Below are 16,534 nucleotides of genomic sequence, written 5' to 3' on the forward strand. Positions count from 1 at the left end.
TCCAACACCACCGCTGGGCCGACGACCTGCGCCGATGCGGTGACCGCGGGATCCCGGACCGCCGCCTGCCGGGGATCAAGGCGTTTGGAGGGGACGAACTCGCCGGTTACCGGGTCAAGCTTGCCGATGCAATTTCGTTTATTCCTGGCCTGTTGCTTATTTTTGTCCCAGTACCCGGATGATTCGTAAACGTATGTAACGCCATTGTTCTTGTTCTTCACATTGACAAGCGACATATAAATACCTCCTTCATTGGTATAATTGTACCAATGAAGGGGTAGAAAAGTCAAGCAAAAATTGCCTTTACCCTTGATTTATAATGTCTTTGCACGATCCTTGTTATAATTTTGTCGGGAATTTAGGTTGCAACGGGTTCGCTCATGCTTTTAATTTCGTGAGAGTATCGGATGAGTCCGTAGCCGGTTACGAGCCCGCCCATGAGCCCGATGGTGTAGCGAACGCCTATTTCCACCTGCCATAACGAAAACAGATCGTTGGGCCTTCCGTTCCTCCAGAGAATAACAGCCCACAAGAGGGATAGCGCAGAGGGTAGCCCCTTTATCCATCTTAGTTGCTTTTTATCCAAGGCGCTGATCAGCGACAGGCCGAACTGCAACAGAAACGAAAAGGAGAGGACAAGAGTAGAGAACAATATCAACTTGATCAGGTAGATTTCCTGAAGCGTCATGTGTTCCCCCTGGATTAGGGGAAGAAGTTGAAGCCATTCATGGAAGCCGTGGATGAATCCAAAAGTTCCCAGCATCCACAGGCTGTCGGAGAGGCGCAGATCGCTTGCCTTTAAGTCCTTGCCCAAAATGGAAATGCCCAGAAAAAGGAAGGCGGCGCCGTAAAAAAAATAGATCGGGTAAACGAGGGGAATGTGCGATAGCAGGTCATAGAGAGATTCAATAGTCTTCATAAGCCTCGGCATCAATAAAAATCATTCCCGGTCTTTTCAGCGCCTCGGGGGGAAGTCAGGCGAGTCATTTCCGCTCGCCGGATGGAGATGGACGATGACAGCGGGAACAATTCCTGGAGTCCCGCACGTCAAATGACGTCTGCCCATTGTGGCATCTCCCGCAGAATTCACCTTTGGTGATTTTCTCCATATTCATTTTGTACGAACCTTGGGCCATTTGGAAAAACTGGTAGTGACAGTTGCTGCATTTAAGCCCCCATTTTTTCACATGTTGATAATGGCTGAAGACTACCGGTAGCGCTTCCCAGGGCTTAAAGGTCAGATCGCCTCCGCCGATGGGATCGGCAAAAGCGACAGAGGCAATTGATAGAGAGCCGATAATCACGGACGTAAAGAAAGGTTTTTTCATTTTTCGGGGCTTCTATGGGGAGAGATGTGTTATTTAAAACCGAGCAGTTCGTAAATGGCAAGTTCTCCGAGAGTGCTGCCGAGATCGCATCTGCCCATTTCCTGGACGTCCAGTGCCGGCGATACGACCGCCCGCAGAGTTTTTTCACTGATCAGAATGCCGTTGGGCATGGTTTTGGTCAGATACTGCAGGCGGAAAACCGCATTCACCGAGTCGCCAATGACGGTGTAATCCATTTTTTTGTCGAAGCCGATGTTGCCGACGACCGCCTCGCCCGTATGGATGCTGATCCCCATCGACAGCGGAAAACCTGTTTCACTGACCAAAAAGCTGTTAATGGAGAGGAAACGTTCCTTCATTTCCAGGGCAGCCCGAACGGCGTTTTCGGCATCTGTCAAACTGGAAACAGGGGCGCCGAAAAGGGCCAAAAAGCCGTCACCCAGGTATTTATCGACAATTCCGCTGTGGCTGAAGATGATTTCGCCCATTTCGGCAAAAAAACGATTTAAGATGGCGACCGTTCTCTGAGGACCCATCTTCCTGGAAAGATTGGAAAAATTACGAATGTCGATGTTTAGAAGGGTGATCGTTTTCAACTCTTCCGGAAGCGGTTTGCCCTCTGCGGCGTTATAAATAATTTGATCAACGATTTCGTGGGGAACAAACCTTTGAAATACCTTACGAATTTCCCTTTCATGCTCAGCCATCGAGAGGGTCTCCTGGTAGAGCCGGGAATTTTCCAGGGCGATGCTGACGGAGGTGGCGATCGACTGCAGCAAATGCAGGTCAGCATCGTTGAAAGCGCCGTCGATCTTGTTGATGGTTTCGATTACCCCCAGCACCCGTCCCCGGGAGATGAGCGGGACGCAGAGCACGGAGCGCGTATGGAAACCGATCTTCAGATCAATCTCGGGGCTGAAGTGTCGGGATTTTTGCGCATCGGGAACGATAATCGATTCACCGCGGGCTGCCGAGTAACCGGCAATTCCCAGACCAAAGGGGGTGTGGATTGACTGAAATATATTCAGGTCAATGGAGGGATCAACATTGAAAGCGATTTTTGACACCAGTGCATTATCCTCCAGGAGCATAAGATTTCCCGCCTCCACGTTGATGGTTGTACGGATCATCTCCATAGTGTGGTTGAGGACCTGCTGCTGGTCGAAGGTTGACGCTGCAAGGATCCCGCCTATCTGCTGGATGGAATCCATTTCCTGATGACGTTTGTAAAGCGACCTGTAAATGTGACTCTTTTCGACGGCAATGGAAAGAAGGGAGGCGACATCCCCGATCTGTTTTTCGTATTTGCCGATGGCGCCGGGGCCAAGGGAACCAAAGACGGCTATCCCGATTACCCTTCCTCCGATTTTTAGGGGTGCGAGCACCGCTTCTTTTACTGAATTAATGCTGAAAATGTTCTGGTCGAGGGGATGTTTGAGCTCCATGGCGTTGTTTATCGACAGAATGTTTCCCTGTTTCAGGGGCACCTCTAACGAAGACCCGATAAAATTGCATCTCGAGTCGGCAAACAGCCCGGTTGGAATCGTGGATATAACATCCAGAATTGCTGTCTGCTCACTATTTTCTTCCGGTATTTCCAATATTGCCGCGATATCAAAGGGGATGTCCTTCTGCACTCGGTTCAAAATGGCGTGCAGCAGTTCCCCATTGCGCAAACTGGAGCCAAGAATCGCCAAAGCGTCTGCATAAGCCTCTAATTGCTGAAGGCTTTTTTTGTAATCCTCCCTGAGATGGAGATTGTCATGGGTGATGGCGGCATTGCTGATAAGGGGGGTCAGAACTTCGACATCATCGGCGGAAAAGGGAATGTTTTCCGCCCGCCGGGAGAGGGTAAGGGCTCCAAAGACCTCCTGCATGCCCTTAAGCGGCATGCATAGAAATGATTTTGTCGCGTACTGCGGCCGGTTTTCCCTGCCAAAACGGTCGTCCTTCTCAATATCGTCAACGAGCAAGGGGGATTTGTTGATTATGGCGTATTTGGCAATGCTTGTCGAAAAGTCAATTCGGTCCCCGATCCCGATATGGTCCTGCATGCCGTAAGTGGCCCGCACGACCAGTGTGTCGCGTTCTTTTCCTTCGATAAGCAGAATGGAACCAATATCGGCTTTTGTCAGTTTCATCGCCATTTCCAGGGTAATCGAAAACAGATCGCCACTATCAAACGTGATATAGCAGAGATCGGAGAGTTCTTTCAGCGTTGAGAGCTGCGCGGTCCGTTTTTGCATGGCGCCGAAACTGTTTTTCAGTTCGTTATTGACAACCTGGAATGAATCAAGGATTCCGCTCAGTTCGTCTTTAGCAGAGGGATGGTCAAGGGTGTCGATTCCCTTGGTTAGATCGCTTGCCTGCCGGTAAATGCCGCTGATGCGGTCGAAGACGCGACGGATCAGAACGTAGCCGATGAGCAGCGATATTAACAGCATGACGACGAAAAACGGCAGAAATTCATCCTGAATCATATTATATTTCAGCCCGAAGTATAACAGGCCAAAGAACGGGGCAAAAAAGAAGAAGGAAAAGATCAGGGTGAGGCGGTAGCGAAGGTTTTTATTTTCGAGAGATAGGGAATGTATTTTTTCCATGATGCCCATCTGTTGATATATCCGTCTCATGTTGAAGAAGATCCAGATAAGACGGAAAAGCCGTTCGTCATAAAATTGGATCATATTTTCTTATTACATTTTCAAAAACACAGGAGAAATAACATAGGAAAAGAAGGTCTGCAACAAAATTCGTATCGGCATCCGCTCTTGACAAGAGGCACTGCTCTGGGGGAAGAAGATGCATTGAAATGAATGCAACCTGGAGGATAAAAATAATGATCGACAGCCACGCGCATCTGGAGATGGATGAATTCAATGAAGACCGGGATAATGTTGTGGAGAGAGCCAGAGCTGCCGGCCTTGTCGCGGTGATTGTGGTGGGAACGAGCGTTCCCGACAGCGCCAAGGCGGTGGAAATGATCGGTATTTATGATCTTGTTTATGCATCGGTCGGGGTTCATCCCCATGAGGTGAAAGACATTGACGCAACGACTTATGACTCCCTGCGGGTTCTTGCCCAAAGGAATAAGGTTGTGGCCATCGGGGAGATCGGACTTGATTTTTACTATAACCACTCTCCCCGCGAACTGCAATTTCAGCACTTTGCCGAGCAGCTTGATCTGGCGATTGAGCTCGAGCTTCCTGTTATTATTCACGATCGGGAGGCGCATGCGGAGACTCTTGAATTTCTCGGGCAGAGAAAGGGGCGGCTGCGCGGGGTGCTGCACTGCTTCTCCGGAGACCGGAGAATGGCGAAAAAGTGCCTTGACCTGGGGTTTTATCTGTCTATTGCCGGCCCTGTTACCTATAAAAAATCTGAAGAACTGCGGGAAGTTGCAAGATATTTGCCTGCGGATGCGCTCCTGGTAGAGACGGACTCCCCGTATCTTGCCCCGGAGCCCTTCCGGGGAAAGCGCAACGAACCCGCCTTCGTAGTCGAGACGGCGCAGAGGGTTGCGGAAATCAGGGGAATTACGATTGAGGAACTGGAGGCGGCGACGGAACGGAATACCAGGCAGCTTTTTGCCTTTTGAAAAAAAGTTTGCCAAAGGAAGATTTATGCGGTAGAAAAACAACGATTAAAGCAAGGGGTGCCTGGTTAAGGCTGAGATAATACCCGTTGAACCTGATCTGGGTAATGCCAGCGTAGGGAATTATAGGTTTTTCCTGTCGCGTTTTGTGGCCGTATCCTTGATTGGGGGTGCGGCTTTCTTTGTTTTACAGGCGACTTTTACGATTGCGCCCCGTAAAAAGAAGAATGATAAACCCGGAGAGGAACAGCGGATATGGCTGAATCGCAAGATGTTGTGAAAGCCGGAAAGATAATCTTTATCATCACCGGCGGGGAGCTCGGCGGACGCGAATTTTTCCGGCTTAAGCTTGCGGAAAAAGTGCCGGAGGCGGTTATTTGCGCCGACGGAGGCGCCCGTCATCTCGAAATGGTCGGGCGGATTCCCGATCTTGTGGTGGGCGACATGGATTCCATAGACCTTGGAACTCTCCGCCGTTATGAAGAATTGGGATGCCGAATTGTGCGGCATGCGCGAAGAAAGAACGAGACGGATACGGAACTGGCGCTCCAGGAAGCCCTCGCGCTCGAACCTCGCGAGGTGTGGATCTGGGGTGCCCTGGGGAAGCGGCTCGACCATACGCTGGCGAATCTCTCTCTTCTTTCCCGTGGGCTGAAGCAGGCAGTTCTGATCAAACTGGTCGATCAGTGGTGCGAGGTTTTCATGATCGCTCGTGAGGCGGTTCTGGAAGGGGAAAAAGGCCAAACCGTTTCCCTTTTGCCCGTCACCCCCAAGGTAACCGGGGTTGCACTTAGCGGTTTTGAATATCCTTTAAAAAACAGTGAAATGGAGATGGGTTATCCTTACGGCGTCAGTAACCGGCTTATAGAAAACCGGGGATTAATAGAGATCGGTTCGGGGCTGCTTTTGGCGATCAGGTATTTCCAGCCGGACGTTTTTCCGGAAGGGGAGGAGAGATGAGAACGGAGCTTGTTGTTAATGTACCAAAAAGGGTGCTGACGGTAGCCGGTTCCGATTCCGGGGGCGGAGCGGGCATCCAGGCGGATTTAAAGACGATTACGGTGCTGGGGGGATTCGGGATGAGCGTTGTCACGGCGCTTACCGCCCAGAATACCCTCGGCGTTACGGCGATTCAGGAAGTCCCGCCGGAATTTGTCGCCGCCCAGTTCGATGCGGTGGCGACCGATATCGGGATTGACGCGGCAAAAACCGGGATGTTGTCCACCTCCGGCATAATCAGAATTGTGGCTGCCAAAATACGGCAGTACGGGATAGAAAAACTCGTAGTCGATCCCGTAATGATTGCCAAGGGGGGGGCGGCGCTTATTCGCGAAGAGGCCATGGCAACGCTCGTGACGGAACTCCTCCCGCTTGCCCTGATTCTTACCCCGAATATTCCGGAGGCGGAGGTTCTGTCCGGCATCAAAATCAATAATCTCTCCGGCATGAAGGAGGCTGCGCAGATTATCCGCACACTGGGGCCGAAATATGTGATTATGAAGGGCGGACATCTGGACGGCGAGGCGGCGGATCTGCTTTGCGACTCGGAAGGGTGCAGAATTTTCAGTTCCCCCCGCTTTGCCACACAGGACACCCACGGCACCGGCTGCACCTTCTCGGCGGCGATAACAACATTATTGGCCCAGGGTATGGATGTGCCGTCAGCGGTGGAAAAGGCAAAACGCTACATCTCCGAGGCGATTCGGCATGCCTGGCGGATAGGCAAGGGGCACGGACCGACCAACCATCTGGCGCCGCTTTTCGCAAATGGCGATGCGAAGCCGCCGGAGAATTGGAAAAGTCAGGAAAATGAGGGTAAATCATGAAAGAGAAGGGCGGTTTGACAGGCGTGAGTCTGTTTTTTCTCTGGTTCGGGGCGGCTGTTTCCGTGGCCGAGATGCTGACGGGGGGATATCTTGCGGAATTGGGGTGGAAGCGGGGCATCCTGGCGATACTGCTTGGTCACCTGGTCGGGACAGTGCTTTTGGCGCTGGCAGGTCTGATCGGTTTCCGGGAGCGGCTTCCGGCCATTGCCTCGACGCGGATCTCGTTCGGCAAACAGGGATCATACCTGATTTCGGCCATCAATATCCTGCAGCTTGTCGGCTGGACGGCGATCATGATCATCGAAGGAGGGACTGCGATGAGCAGCATTGCCGCTTCCCTCTGGCATTTCGACCATCCGGTCGTCATGTCGTTCGCGATCGGTGCCCTGGTCGGGCTTTGGGTATTCTGGGGGGTCAGGGGATTCAAGGTGATCAACACCGTCGCCGCCTCGCTGCTTCTCATTTTGACGATTGTGATGAGCGTGGTGATTTGCACCAGTCCGGCCGGCACGATGGGGGCGGCGACAGGGAAGGGGGCTTTCGGAATGGGTTTTGAGCTTTCAATCATCATGCCGCTTAGCTGGTTTCCCTTAATCTCCGATTATACTTCGCTGGCAAAGACCAAAAAGGGGGCGCTGACTGCCCCGTTTCTGGGCTACTTCATCGGGAGTTGCTGGATGTACTTCATCGGGCTGGCGGGAGCGTTGCTCTTTGGTTCGCCGGATCCGACGAGGATCATGCTGGCCGCTAACCTGGGATTGACGGCCCTGGCGATCATCGGGCTTTCCACGGTGACGACGACCTTTCTTGACGTCTATTCCGCGGGGATATCGCTGCTCAATATCTTTCCCAAAATCAGCGATCGGGTTGCGGCGCTTCTTTTTGCCTTGGTCGGCACACTGGTCGCCCTGATCTTTCCGATGTCCCGTTATACCGATTTTCTCTACCTGCTGGGCTCGGTTTTTTCGCCGCTGATTGCGATCCTGCTCGTAGATTACTTTGTTGTGAGACAGGACAACCGCAAGCTAAGGGCTGACGGCGTAGCCACTGCTTCCCTTGTTATTGGAATTTCCTTCTATTATCTGATAAAAGCAATCGATCTGCCGGTCGGGGCTACGCTTACCACCATTGTTTTCACGGCGCTGCTTCACTTTCTGCTGCGCAAATGTTGGAAGATGTTGGTGAAAAATCCGTCAAAGCTGTCTTCAGGGGTGAAACATCCCTGACACTGAGCCGTTACAAAGAGGAATGAAATGCAGTGCCGCACTTTGTGGCGTCCGGAACGTTTAGCCCTAGAAAAGCCATCATTCAAGATATTTATATTGTTGGCACAAATTTTATTTTCACCGGAAAAGTACATCAACTTATTGAAAACATTGCATTCAAATTCCCTCCTTCAAGGGGAGGGCAAGGGTGGGGATGGGTTCGCCCTGCAATTTTTCATCCCCCTTTCTGACGGAAGTCCGTCGCGGAGTTTTATATAAATTATGTTCAATCCTGATTTTAACGCTGCTGCCGACATTGTCCGCCGACTGAAGGATGCCGGACATGAAGCCTATTTTGTCGGCGGCTGTGTCCGGGATTTTATCCGGGGCAAGAATCCGGGGGACTACGATATTGCCACCTCCGCGCACCCCGGGGAGGTGCGGAAGATATTTCCCCGAACGATCCCGGTGGGCGAGAGCTTCGGCATCATCCTGGTAGTCGAAAAGGACAGAACCTACGAGGTGGCAACCTTCCGCACTGAGGAAGGCTATAATGACGGCCGTCGGCCCTCCAGCGTTTCCTTCGCTACCGTCCAGGAGGATGTGCTGCGGCGGGACTTCACGATCAACGGTTTGTTGATGAACCCGCAGACAGGCGAAATAAGCGATTATGTAAATGGCCGCCGTGATATAGAAAGACAGCTCATAAGCACGATCGGCGACCCTGAGAGGCGTTTCGCCGAGGATCGCCTGCGGATGCTCCGGGCGATCCGCTTTGCGGCCAATCTCAATTTCCAGATAGATTCCGGCACGTTTGCCGCCATCTCGAAAAACGCAGAGGCCATCAAGTGCATCAGCGCCGAGCGGATCTCCGCTGAACTAACCGCCATCCTTGTCGGCGGCGGGGCCAGAAGGGGGATGGAACTCCTTAGTGATTCAGGACTCTTGAAAGAGATATTGCCGGAGGTTCAAGCCCTGCGCGGGGTTTCGCAGCCCCCTGCCTTCCATCCGGAAGGGGACGTCTGGGAGCATACCCAGCGGATGCTTGCACTTTTGCCGCGTCCCGGGGAAAAGGTCGATTTGCGCCTTGCCTGGGGGGTTTTGCTCCACGATGTGGGCAAGGCCATGACCCGATTCGAGGACGAGCGGGGCGTTCATTTTTACGGTCACGATGAACGGGGGGTGGAGGCAGCGCGGGGGATACTCGCAAGGCTGCGCTTCTCCAATCAGGATAAGGAAACAATCCTTGCCCTGATCCGGGAACACATGATGTTTATGAACGTAACCAAAATGCGGACGGCCCGTTTGAAGCGTTTTCTGCGGATGCCCGATTTTGACCTGCATCTTGAACTCCACCGCCTCGACTGCATAGGAAGCCACGGGATGCTCGGTTATTATGAATTCTGCCTGCAAAAAATGCAGGAGTATCCAGTGGAGGAACTCCGGCCGTCCCCGCTATTAACAGGTAAAGATTTGATAACAATGGGTTTCGTTCCCGGTCCGGCGTTCAAGGAGATGCTCCTTGCCGTCGAAGAGGCGCAGCTTACCGGGGAGATTGTCGATGCCGCGGAAGCGCGGGCATTGGTGCGTAGGCGCTGGGGGGGTGGCAATTGTGATTGACCATATATTTTGAAGCTATCGATTATGCTAAAAGCCAATTGCAAAAGTCCGAGATTGTTATTCCCGCGCAAGCGGGAAAGCGCAGCTTCATGTTTACAACCCTGTTTTTTAAAGAATTTCTTCTCCCTCGCTTTTTCGGGGGTGACGGTATTTTTTGAGTTTTGCAAGAGCTTTTCTGGTTATAATTTTTCATTTTTTCGAAGAATGCGTTCAGTTTTAGCAGGAGCTCTTCTTTGCGGTTTGACAGTGGTATTTGTCCTGATGTTTTCCGGGTGTAGCGGTCCGTTGGTGCGCCGCCTCCCGCCCCATCCTGAAAGAACGGCGGTCATTGAAAAAAAAGCCCTGCCGCGCCTGGGATACACCATTCAGGCAGGGGCCTTCGCCAGTGCGGAGAACGCCGCGGTCTTTACCCGTCGGTTAAAGGATGACGGGCTTGATTCAACCTATTTTGTCGCCCGCGAGGGACTCTACAAGGTTCGTTTCGGCAATTTTGTCTCGAAAAAGGAGGCCCGCGATCTTGCTGAGAAACTAAGGCAGAAGGGGGTAATCGCCGAGTTCTACATAGTAAGTCCCGAGCAATACTCAGCTTCCCGGAGGGATAAACGCGGCGACGCCTATTTCCGGGAGGAACTGGTCAAAACCGCCCGGAGCTTTCTGGGGGTTCGCTACCTCTGGGGCGGTGAATCCGCCGAGACGGGTTTCGATTGCAGCGGCCTGACGATGACCGTTTACCAGCTCAACGGCATGGCTTTGCCGCGCAACTCCCGTGAGCAATTTGCGGCAGGAAATTCCGTGGAAATTTCTTCGGTACAGAAGGGGGACTTGATTTTTTTCGCCGGGGTGGGCAGCAAGGTCTCACATGTCGGCATTTATATCGGTGATGACAAGTTCATCCACGCCCCGGGAAGCGGCAAGAAAATAAGAATCGACACCCTGGCAAGGGATTATTTCCGCCGCACCTTCGTCGGGGCGAAATCGTACCTGTGAGGCGGATTTCTTGCCGACTTCCCGAACTATTCTCCTGATAGACAAAGCTCCGCCGCGCCGCTATGAAGCGCACTAAAATAGCGATCAGGTGCAGCGCCTTGTTGAGCGCTCATAATTCTTGCCATCAAATTATTGCTCATTTGAATTGCTGAATCTTCATCAATTTTAGCTTTATCAATCACCTCCTCGGCCTCCCTGTCATCCATTATTTCAAATTGACTTTGGTTTGGGCACAAACTATCGTTGAGATCGCCTGGCTCAAACTTATCTAATCCATCCCCATAACTTCGTTTATTAGTTTTCAATATCTCTTGCCCGAAGTCGCTTAGCAAATAAACAAACAGTTTGTTGGTAAGTTGTTCTCCAAACAAATTTGGATAAAAGCAGTGGAAACATGTAAAATTTATGGCCGATGTGAAATTTCGTATAACCTTTAAACGCCCGCGGCTAAAAACGCCGAACAAAATTGGAGCAGGTTTTCTGTTTTCAATTTCATACCAGAGATGCCTTGTTTTTGTAAGATACCGCTTGTGATACCCCAGTTTTTCGCCTTCTTTTATGTATTTTTGTATTTCCTGGTTCGCATGATCTTTTACATCTAAACAATGAACCGGTTTATCCTCATCATAAAGCCTATCGAAATCATCCTCCGTAAATACAGCTTTTCGTATTTGGGAGCTTCTAACAATACATTTACAATAATTATTTCCCGATAGGTGATACTTCTCAATTTTTGATTTTGTTAGCGCAAAAAAATCATTTGCGCCGGTAGCTATGCCCCTGGTAAACGAACCATATAAAGACAATTTACAAAAATTATTTGGTGATTCTCGTTCAGAGAATAATGATAAAATAATAGGAGACCACTTTTTGTTGTACGGCAAATCCCCAGGCGTAACTTCTTTCTGATAGAAATTATTAATATCAGATATTCCATCAAGTTCTTCGTTGGCTTTGATATCTGTTATTTTTATGTTTTCTTTTTTCCCGTCATTTTTACAAAGAAGCACACAAACGGTTGTTGTAGCATCGGGGAAGATTTCTTTTTCATTTGAAAAGATTATTATTTGCTTTAACAAATGATTATTGAGGAGACTTTTCTTGATTTCTCTCCCATAGCCGGTATTAAAAAACTCAAAGGGCATAATAAACGCCAAATTTCCATTAATATTAAGCTCCGTTAATGACTTTACAAGGAATACAGAAGATATGTTCGAGTACCCAATAAGTTTTTTCCCTATTTTTTCTTCGATTTTTGGCAGGATGTCATGGCGTTTAAGAAATTTCTGAAACCTCATATAGGGAGGATTGCAGATTATCCCGTCAAAAGAGCCAACGTCAGCTTCCAGGTAGTCAGTATTGATAACTCGCAGGTTTTGACTTTTGCCGTTATGATTAAGATAAGTGATGATATGGTTGTCAATCTCGTATCCAGTGAACGCCACTTGATTTATTGAATTAATTTTTATTATTTCATCGTAAAAAACGCCTAAACCAAATGCAGGATCTATAACTGTTCCCGGATTATCTTTAATAACCCATTTTGCCATAAGCCGGGCAACGGGGGGGGGCGTAAAAAACTGGCCATAATCTTTCCTGTGATTAAGCGGGGTTTCATCTATGTATTTTGATTCACGCATTAATAACATCCCTTAGGAATATTTTGTTATCAAGATATCCTTTCCCGCCTTCAAAGGCGACGTAAAACAGTAGCCGGCCTCTGTCTAATTCTTTCATGGCGGATTTATGTCCAGGCATATCGATCTTTCCCAAGACTTCTTTCCCAACTTGTACATTTATTTTTATCGTAGTTTTACCTTGATTTTTAACATCTCGCTCAATAGAGAAATTATTGCCGTCATTGTTATCGTTTGAGATCAACGTCAAAATATCCTTAAAGGATATTATATAGGCTTTGTCAAAAAATACCTGTAGATAGAAATGTTTGACATTGTATTGCTGTATCCACCGGTTGACGAGGGCAATATCTTCCATTTTGGGGGTAATGCTCAAATAATCACGTTTATGCAATATCTTGATGTTTTCCTTTATGTCTTTCAATAATGCTGTTAAATCTCTCAACTCTTTTGTTAATGACCATGAGGGACAACGAAAGTCCAATTCTTTAAATGTATCATCTGTAGCATTTGCTATGAGATTGTAGATTGTCTCATTTTTACGCCTTAATAGATTGTCAAATGCAGTGTTTAAAATTGCATTTTTGATTTCGGTGCATTTATTAATGGCCTGCTGTTGCCTGCTGCGCATGAACGCCGCATACTTATCTGCTAAAAACGAACTTGATTTAACTTCAAGAGCAGCCACCGCTCGCCTTATGTGCTCATCATTTTCGATATCAATACTTCGCGCGGGGAAATCGCTGACCCTGAATATTAGTATATCCGGTCTTTTCCCTATGGCATTGAGCTCACTCTGATATTCCATATAGAAATCGGCAAACCCGTCATCGCCTGCGGCTATTGATTCAGAACGTCCATACTCAACAGCAAAATAATCATCTGAGTATTCATTTATTGCCTTAGAAACAATTTTTTCTGCCCAATCGCCCTGCTCTTTGTTCGTAAGAAATTCAGAGCTTGCCATCGTCGGTGGGTGGCCGCACATTTGTATTTCAGTATTAATTTCCAGCGGCGATTGTTCAATCAGGTCACTAATGTCGTATTTGTACATACAATATCTTTCTTAATTATTAAGCATAACGGGGAGATATGAACATCCTTACCGCTACACCCTCCCGTAGTCGTCCTCTGAGCGTTCGATATCGTCCTCTCCGAAATAGTCGCCGGTCTGCACCTCGATAAAAACCACATTTGCCGTGCCGACGTTGCGGATGCGGTGCCAGGCAAGTACCGGCAAATCCACGGATTGACAGGAGTTCAGGCTGATCTCCTCGCCGTTTCTGGTCACAACGGCCTCGCCGCTTACTACGTACCAGTGTTCCGAACGGTGAAAATGGCGCTGGAGACTGAGCCTTTGACCCGGATAGACGGTGATTCGCTTTACCTTGCTGTCCGCTGCGTCGGAGAGAACTTCGTAAAAGCCCCAGGGGCGATGATCGCTGTCTATCTTCTGGTCGGCGGTTTTCTTGTCAGATGGTTGCATAGGTTCCTTAAATAATTTTTCGGTAATTTAAAGATGTCCTCAGAGGTAGCTGCAAAACTCCCCATTCTGTGAATATCCCTGAATGCGACAATAAACATTTTAAGAAGACACTGTCAAACTTTTTTGACATTATTGATTGACAACAACCGAGAATTAAATATTATGCCGAGGCAAAAGCGGCGAGGCGCAGTTTTTGGCTTGTCCGCGTATCGTCAACAGGGAACAGATGCCCAAAGGGCGTGTCGGACGTCGCTAAAAAGTAGCAGAGGTGGTTATGCTGGAATTAAGGGATTTGTGTTTTTCCGTAACGGAAAAGGACGAGAAAAACGGAGAAAAACAGCGTGATATCATTGACAAAATGAATTTCACTTTTGAAGCGGGGAAGTTCTATGCGATCACCGGCCCCAACGGCAGCGGCAAGACGACCTTGTCCAAGCTGATCATGGGGATAAACCAGCCGTCCGCGGGGAGCATCCATTTCGAGGGGAAAGATATCTCGGTCATGACGATCGCCGAGCGGGCGAATGCCGGAATTGCATACAGTTTTCAACAACCGGCCCGTTTCAAGGGGATAACGTTCCGGGACCTCCTGTCGGTTGCCGCCAGGACGGAGAACGAGGAAAAGCTCATCGGGATTGTCAGAAGAGTGGGAATTTGTCCCCTTTCGTTTCTCGACAAGCCCGTTGACGCGACGCTTTCCGGGGGAGAAATCAAGAAGATAGAACTGGCGACAACGATTGCCCGAAATCCCAAGCTTGCCATCTATGACGAACCGGATACCGGGATTGACCTCTGGACCATCATGCCGATGGTCAACCTTCTGAAAAAAGAGCAGAGCGAGCACCAGACCACGACGATTGTCGTCAGCCACAACCGTTCCTTTCTGGAGGCCGCTGACAACATCCTGATTATTGATCAGGGTAAATTAATGTATCAGGGAAATCTGGAAAATGCCCTGCCGATGCTGAACGATTTCAGGATCTGCAGTTTCAGCCCCTGCCCGTGCCCGGAAGGAGAAAAAGATGCTCAGTGCTTTAGATAAGGCTCTCTTGAAGACCGTAGCGGATCTTGAGGGCATCCCCAAGGGCGCCTACAATATCAGAAAAAACGGCAAGTTGGAGTCACGTTCGATATCCGCCAACATAAATATCGAGAGCGACGAAAAGAGAGACGGGATTATAGTTACGATTGCGCCGGGGACGATCAACGAATCTGTTCACATCCCGGTCATTCTCAGCCAAAGCGGTCTCAACGACGTGGTTTACAATACCTTCATCGTCGGCGCCGGCGCCGACGTCACGATCATCGCCGGCTGCGGAATCCACTGCGGCGGCCCCGAGCCGGAAGGACACGAGGGCATCCACGAATTTCGCATTGAAAAAGGGGCGCGGGTCAAGTATGTGGAAAAACACTTTGCCGGCGGCAATGGAGTCGGGAAGAGGTCGCTGAACCCAACCACAAAGGTTTTTCTCGGGGAGAATGCCCACGCGGAGATGGAGCTCACCCAGATAGGCGGCGTTGATGAAGCGAACCGCGTCAACGAGGCGGTGCTTGGCCTCGGCAGCAGCCTGTTGATCATGGAGCGGGTAATGACCGAGGGCGACCAGAAAGCGGTTTCCCGCAACGAGATTATCCTGGCTGGGGAAAACAGCTCCTCCAACATGGTTTCCCGTTCTGTCATCAAGGGCAACTCCCGGCAGAATTTCTACGCGAACATGATTGCCCGGGCAAAGTGCTTCGGTCATATCGAGTGCGACGCGATCATCATGGATAACGGTTCCAACGAAACCATTCCCGCCCTGCGGGCCGAGCACCCCGATGCCGAACTCAGCCATGAGGCCTCCATTGGCAAGATTGCCGGCGACCAGTTGATGAAGCTGATGAGCCTCGGTCTTTCCTATGAAGAGGCGGTGAACATGATTATTCAGGGTTTTCTTCGGTAAAGTATGAGGACAAAACAATTCAGGGGGAGAGCGCCTTGTCCCTGTCTTTAATCGTGATTTCCGGCAGGGCCTTAAGCACGGGCTTTTGTTTTTACAATGAGCTCTTACCAATCCGCATCTGCTTGCCGCTGGAAGGATGCAATTTCCTCGTCTTGGAAATGTCGATAGCGGCCCTGGATTTTCGTATATTCGCTCACCGGCAGCCCCGGAGGTTCATGGGTTATTCGGTACCGGGTTCCGTCGATGATTATCCGCAGTCGCTGATTTGTTTGTTCCCGTTTCGGGATACTGTACCCCGCGTTTTAAAAAGTCAACCAATTTTTCAAAATATTTTAATCTTATTTACAGAAAACCGTGGAAATCCGCGCGACATGAACAGCTTTTCGTTGAGGCAATTTGACCGTGGAAATCCGCGCGACATGAACAGCTTTTCGTTGAGGCAATTTGAGTGAAAATTATCTTGACATTAAGCTTCCTGATCGCGTATATAACGCGCCCATTGGAGTGGCGTTTTTTGGCACAGGGGTGAATTATAAATTTTATGGGGAGGTATTTATGAAAAGATTTTTGGTTTTTGCAGTTATCGCTGGGTTTGTCTTGAGTCTTGCGAGTGTTTCTCTGGCTGTTGGTCCCGGAAAAAAAGTGGAATATGAAGGCAAGGGTGCAGGCAAGGTGGTCTTCGATGGGAAAACGCATGCTGACGATAAATTGAATTGTAAATCTTGCCATACCGCGGTGTTTAAGATGAAAAAGACCCCCGGTTCCATCACCATGGCCGATATGAAGGCGGGCAAGAATTGCGGAACCTGCCACGACGGGAAGAAGGCCTTCGCCACCACAGAGTGCGCAAAGTGTCATAAGAAATAAGCTTAGGGAACGAACGGAAGCGATCGGCGTTGCCTTTTTT

The 16,534-nt window shown here is 49.6% G+C and carries 17 protein-coding genes and 1 riboswitch; of the genes, 10 read left to right on the top strand and 7 right to left on the bottom strand.

The features are described from left to right. The 4 genes from K0B01_08030 to K0B01_08045 form a co-directional block, all read right to left on the bottom strand. Positions 1–236: hypothetical protein (locus tag K0B01_08030; protein ID MBW6486076.1), on the bottom strand; the 236-nt coding region annotated here is incomplete at its 3' end. Between the two features lie 122 nt (positions 237–358). Continuing rightward, positions 359–919 carry a hypothetical protein gene (locus K0B01_08035; protein MBW6486077.1) on the bottom strand — a complete coding sequence of 187 codons (561 nt, stop codon included), beginning with the start codon at positions 917–919 and terminating at the stop codon, positions 359–361. Positions 920–983: 64 nt separating this feature from the next. Continuing rightward, the gene (locus K0B01_08040) at positions 984–1,328 is read right to left on the bottom strand and encodes a hypothetical protein (protein MBW6486078.1); all 345 of its coding nucleotides are present in this window, start codon (positions 1,326–1,328) and stop codon (positions 984–986) included. A gap of 29 nt (positions 1,329–1,357) precedes the next feature. After that, positions 1,358–3,931 (bottom strand): GAF domain-containing protein, encoded by a 2,574-nt coding sequence (locus K0B01_08045; protein MBW6486079.1) that lies wholly within the window; start codon positions 3,929–3,931, stop codon positions 1,358–1,360. Between the two features lie 233 nt (positions 3,932–4,164). Here K0B01_08045 and K0B01_08050 point away from each other — a divergent pair, with 233 nt between their 5' ends. The 6 genes from K0B01_08050 to K0B01_08075 all read left to right on the top strand — a co-directional run bounded on the left by K0B01_08050 (position 4,165) and on the right by K0B01_08075 (position 10,561). Further along, the gene (locus tag K0B01_08050; GenBank protein ID MBW6486080.1) at positions 4,165–4,926 is read left to right on the top strand and encodes a TatD family hydrolase; all 762 of its coding nucleotides are present in this window, start codon (positions 4,165–4,167) and stop codon (positions 4,924–4,926) included. A gap of 43 nt (positions 4,927–4,969) precedes the next feature. Continuing rightward, a riboswitch (TPP riboswitch) is annotated at positions 4,970–5,062 on the top strand. A 116-nt stretch (positions 5,063–5,178) separates the two neighbouring features. After that, the gene (locus tag K0B01_08055; GenBank protein ID MBW6486081.1) at positions 5,179–5,883 is read left to right on the top strand and encodes a thiamine diphosphokinase; all 705 of its coding nucleotides are present in this window, start codon (positions 5,179–5,181) and stop codon (positions 5,881–5,883) included. After that, the gene (gene thiD / locus K0B01_08060) at positions 5,880–6,749 is read left to right on the top strand and encodes a bifunctional hydroxymethylpyrimidine kinase/phosphomethylpyrimidine kinase (protein ID MBW6486082.1); all 870 of its coding nucleotides are present in this window, start codon (positions 5,880–5,882) and stop codon (positions 6,747–6,749) included. The genes K0B01_08055 and thiD overlap by 4 nt, the downstream gene beginning before the upstream one ends. After that, positions 6,746–7,975, top strand: coding sequence for a putative hydroxymethylpyrimidine transporter CytX (gene cytX, locus K0B01_08065; protein MBW6486083.1), 1,230 nt, complete (start codon positions 6,746–6,748; stop codon positions 7,973–7,975). Before thiD ends, cytX begins: the two co-directional genes overlap by 4 nt. Before the next feature lie 261 nt (positions 7,976–8,236). Beyond that, positions 8,237–9,574, top strand: coding sequence for an HD domain-containing protein (locus K0B01_08070; GenBank protein MBW6486084.1), 1,338 nt, complete (start codon positions 8,237–8,239; stop codon positions 9,572–9,574). Between the two features lie 204 nt (positions 9,575–9,778). After that, on the top strand, positions 9,779–10,561 hold the full coding sequence (locus K0B01_08075) for a C40 family peptidase (protein MBW6486085.1): 783 nt from the start codon (positions 9,779–9,781) through the stop codon (positions 10,559–10,561). 26 nt (positions 10,562–10,587) lie between these two features. Here K0B01_08075 and K0B01_08080 read toward each other — a convergent pair whose 3' ends face one another. The 3 genes from K0B01_08080 to K0B01_08090 are packed head-to-tail and all read right to left on the bottom strand — an operon-like array spanning position 10,588 to position 13,684. Beyond that, positions 10,588–12,201: an SAM-dependent methyltransferase gene (locus K0B01_08080; GenBank protein MBW6486086.1), complete on the bottom strand. Its 1,614-nt coding sequence runs from the start codon at positions 12,199–12,201 to the stop codon at positions 10,588–10,590. Then, positions 12,194–13,252, bottom strand: a complete 1,059-nt coding sequence (locus tag K0B01_08085; protein MBW6486087.1) for an AccI family restriction endonuclease — start codon at positions 13,250–13,252, stop codon at positions 12,194–12,196. Before K0B01_08085 ends, K0B01_08080 begins: the two co-directional genes overlap by 8 nt. A 54-nt stretch (positions 13,253–13,306) precedes the next feature. Next, positions 13,307–13,684: a phosphomannose isomerase type II C-terminal cupin domain gene (locus tag K0B01_08090; protein MBW6486088.1), complete on the bottom strand. Its 378-nt coding sequence runs from the start codon at positions 13,682–13,684 to the stop codon at positions 13,307–13,309. Between the two features lie 274 nt (positions 13,685–13,958). On the opposite strand from K0B01_08090, the gene K0B01_08095 reads away from it, so the two are divergent. The 4 genes from K0B01_08095 (at position 13,959) to K0B01_08110 (ending at position 16,494) form a co-directional block, all read left to right on the top strand. Beyond that, positions 13,959–14,726, top strand: coding sequence for an ATP-binding cassette domain-containing protein (locus K0B01_08095; protein MBW6486089.1), 768 nt, complete (start codon positions 13,959–13,961; stop codon positions 14,724–14,726). Next, positions 14,707–15,627: a SufD family Fe-S cluster assembly protein gene (locus K0B01_08100; GenBank protein MBW6486090.1), complete on the top strand. Its 921-nt coding sequence runs from the start codon at positions 14,707–14,709 to the stop codon at positions 15,625–15,627. Before K0B01_08095 ends, K0B01_08100 begins: the two co-directional genes overlap by 20 nt. Positions 15,628–15,662: 35 nt before the next feature. Continuing rightward, complete coding sequence (locus tag K0B01_08105) at positions 15,663–16,079, top strand: hypothetical protein (protein MBW6486091.1); 417 nt, start codon at positions 15,663–15,665, stop codon at positions 16,077–16,079. A gap of 103 nt (positions 16,080–16,182) precedes the next feature. Then, complete coding sequence (locus K0B01_08110; GenBank protein MBW6486092.1) at positions 16,183–16,494, top strand: hypothetical protein; 312 nt, start codon at positions 16,183–16,185, stop codon at positions 16,492–16,494. Positions 16,495–16,534 lie beyond the last annotated feature (40 nt).

The organism is Syntrophobacterales bacterium, assembly GCA_019429105.1.
In the GTDB taxonomy this organism is placed as follows: Bacteria; Desulfobacterota; Syntrophia; order Syntrophales; family UBA5619; genus DYTH01.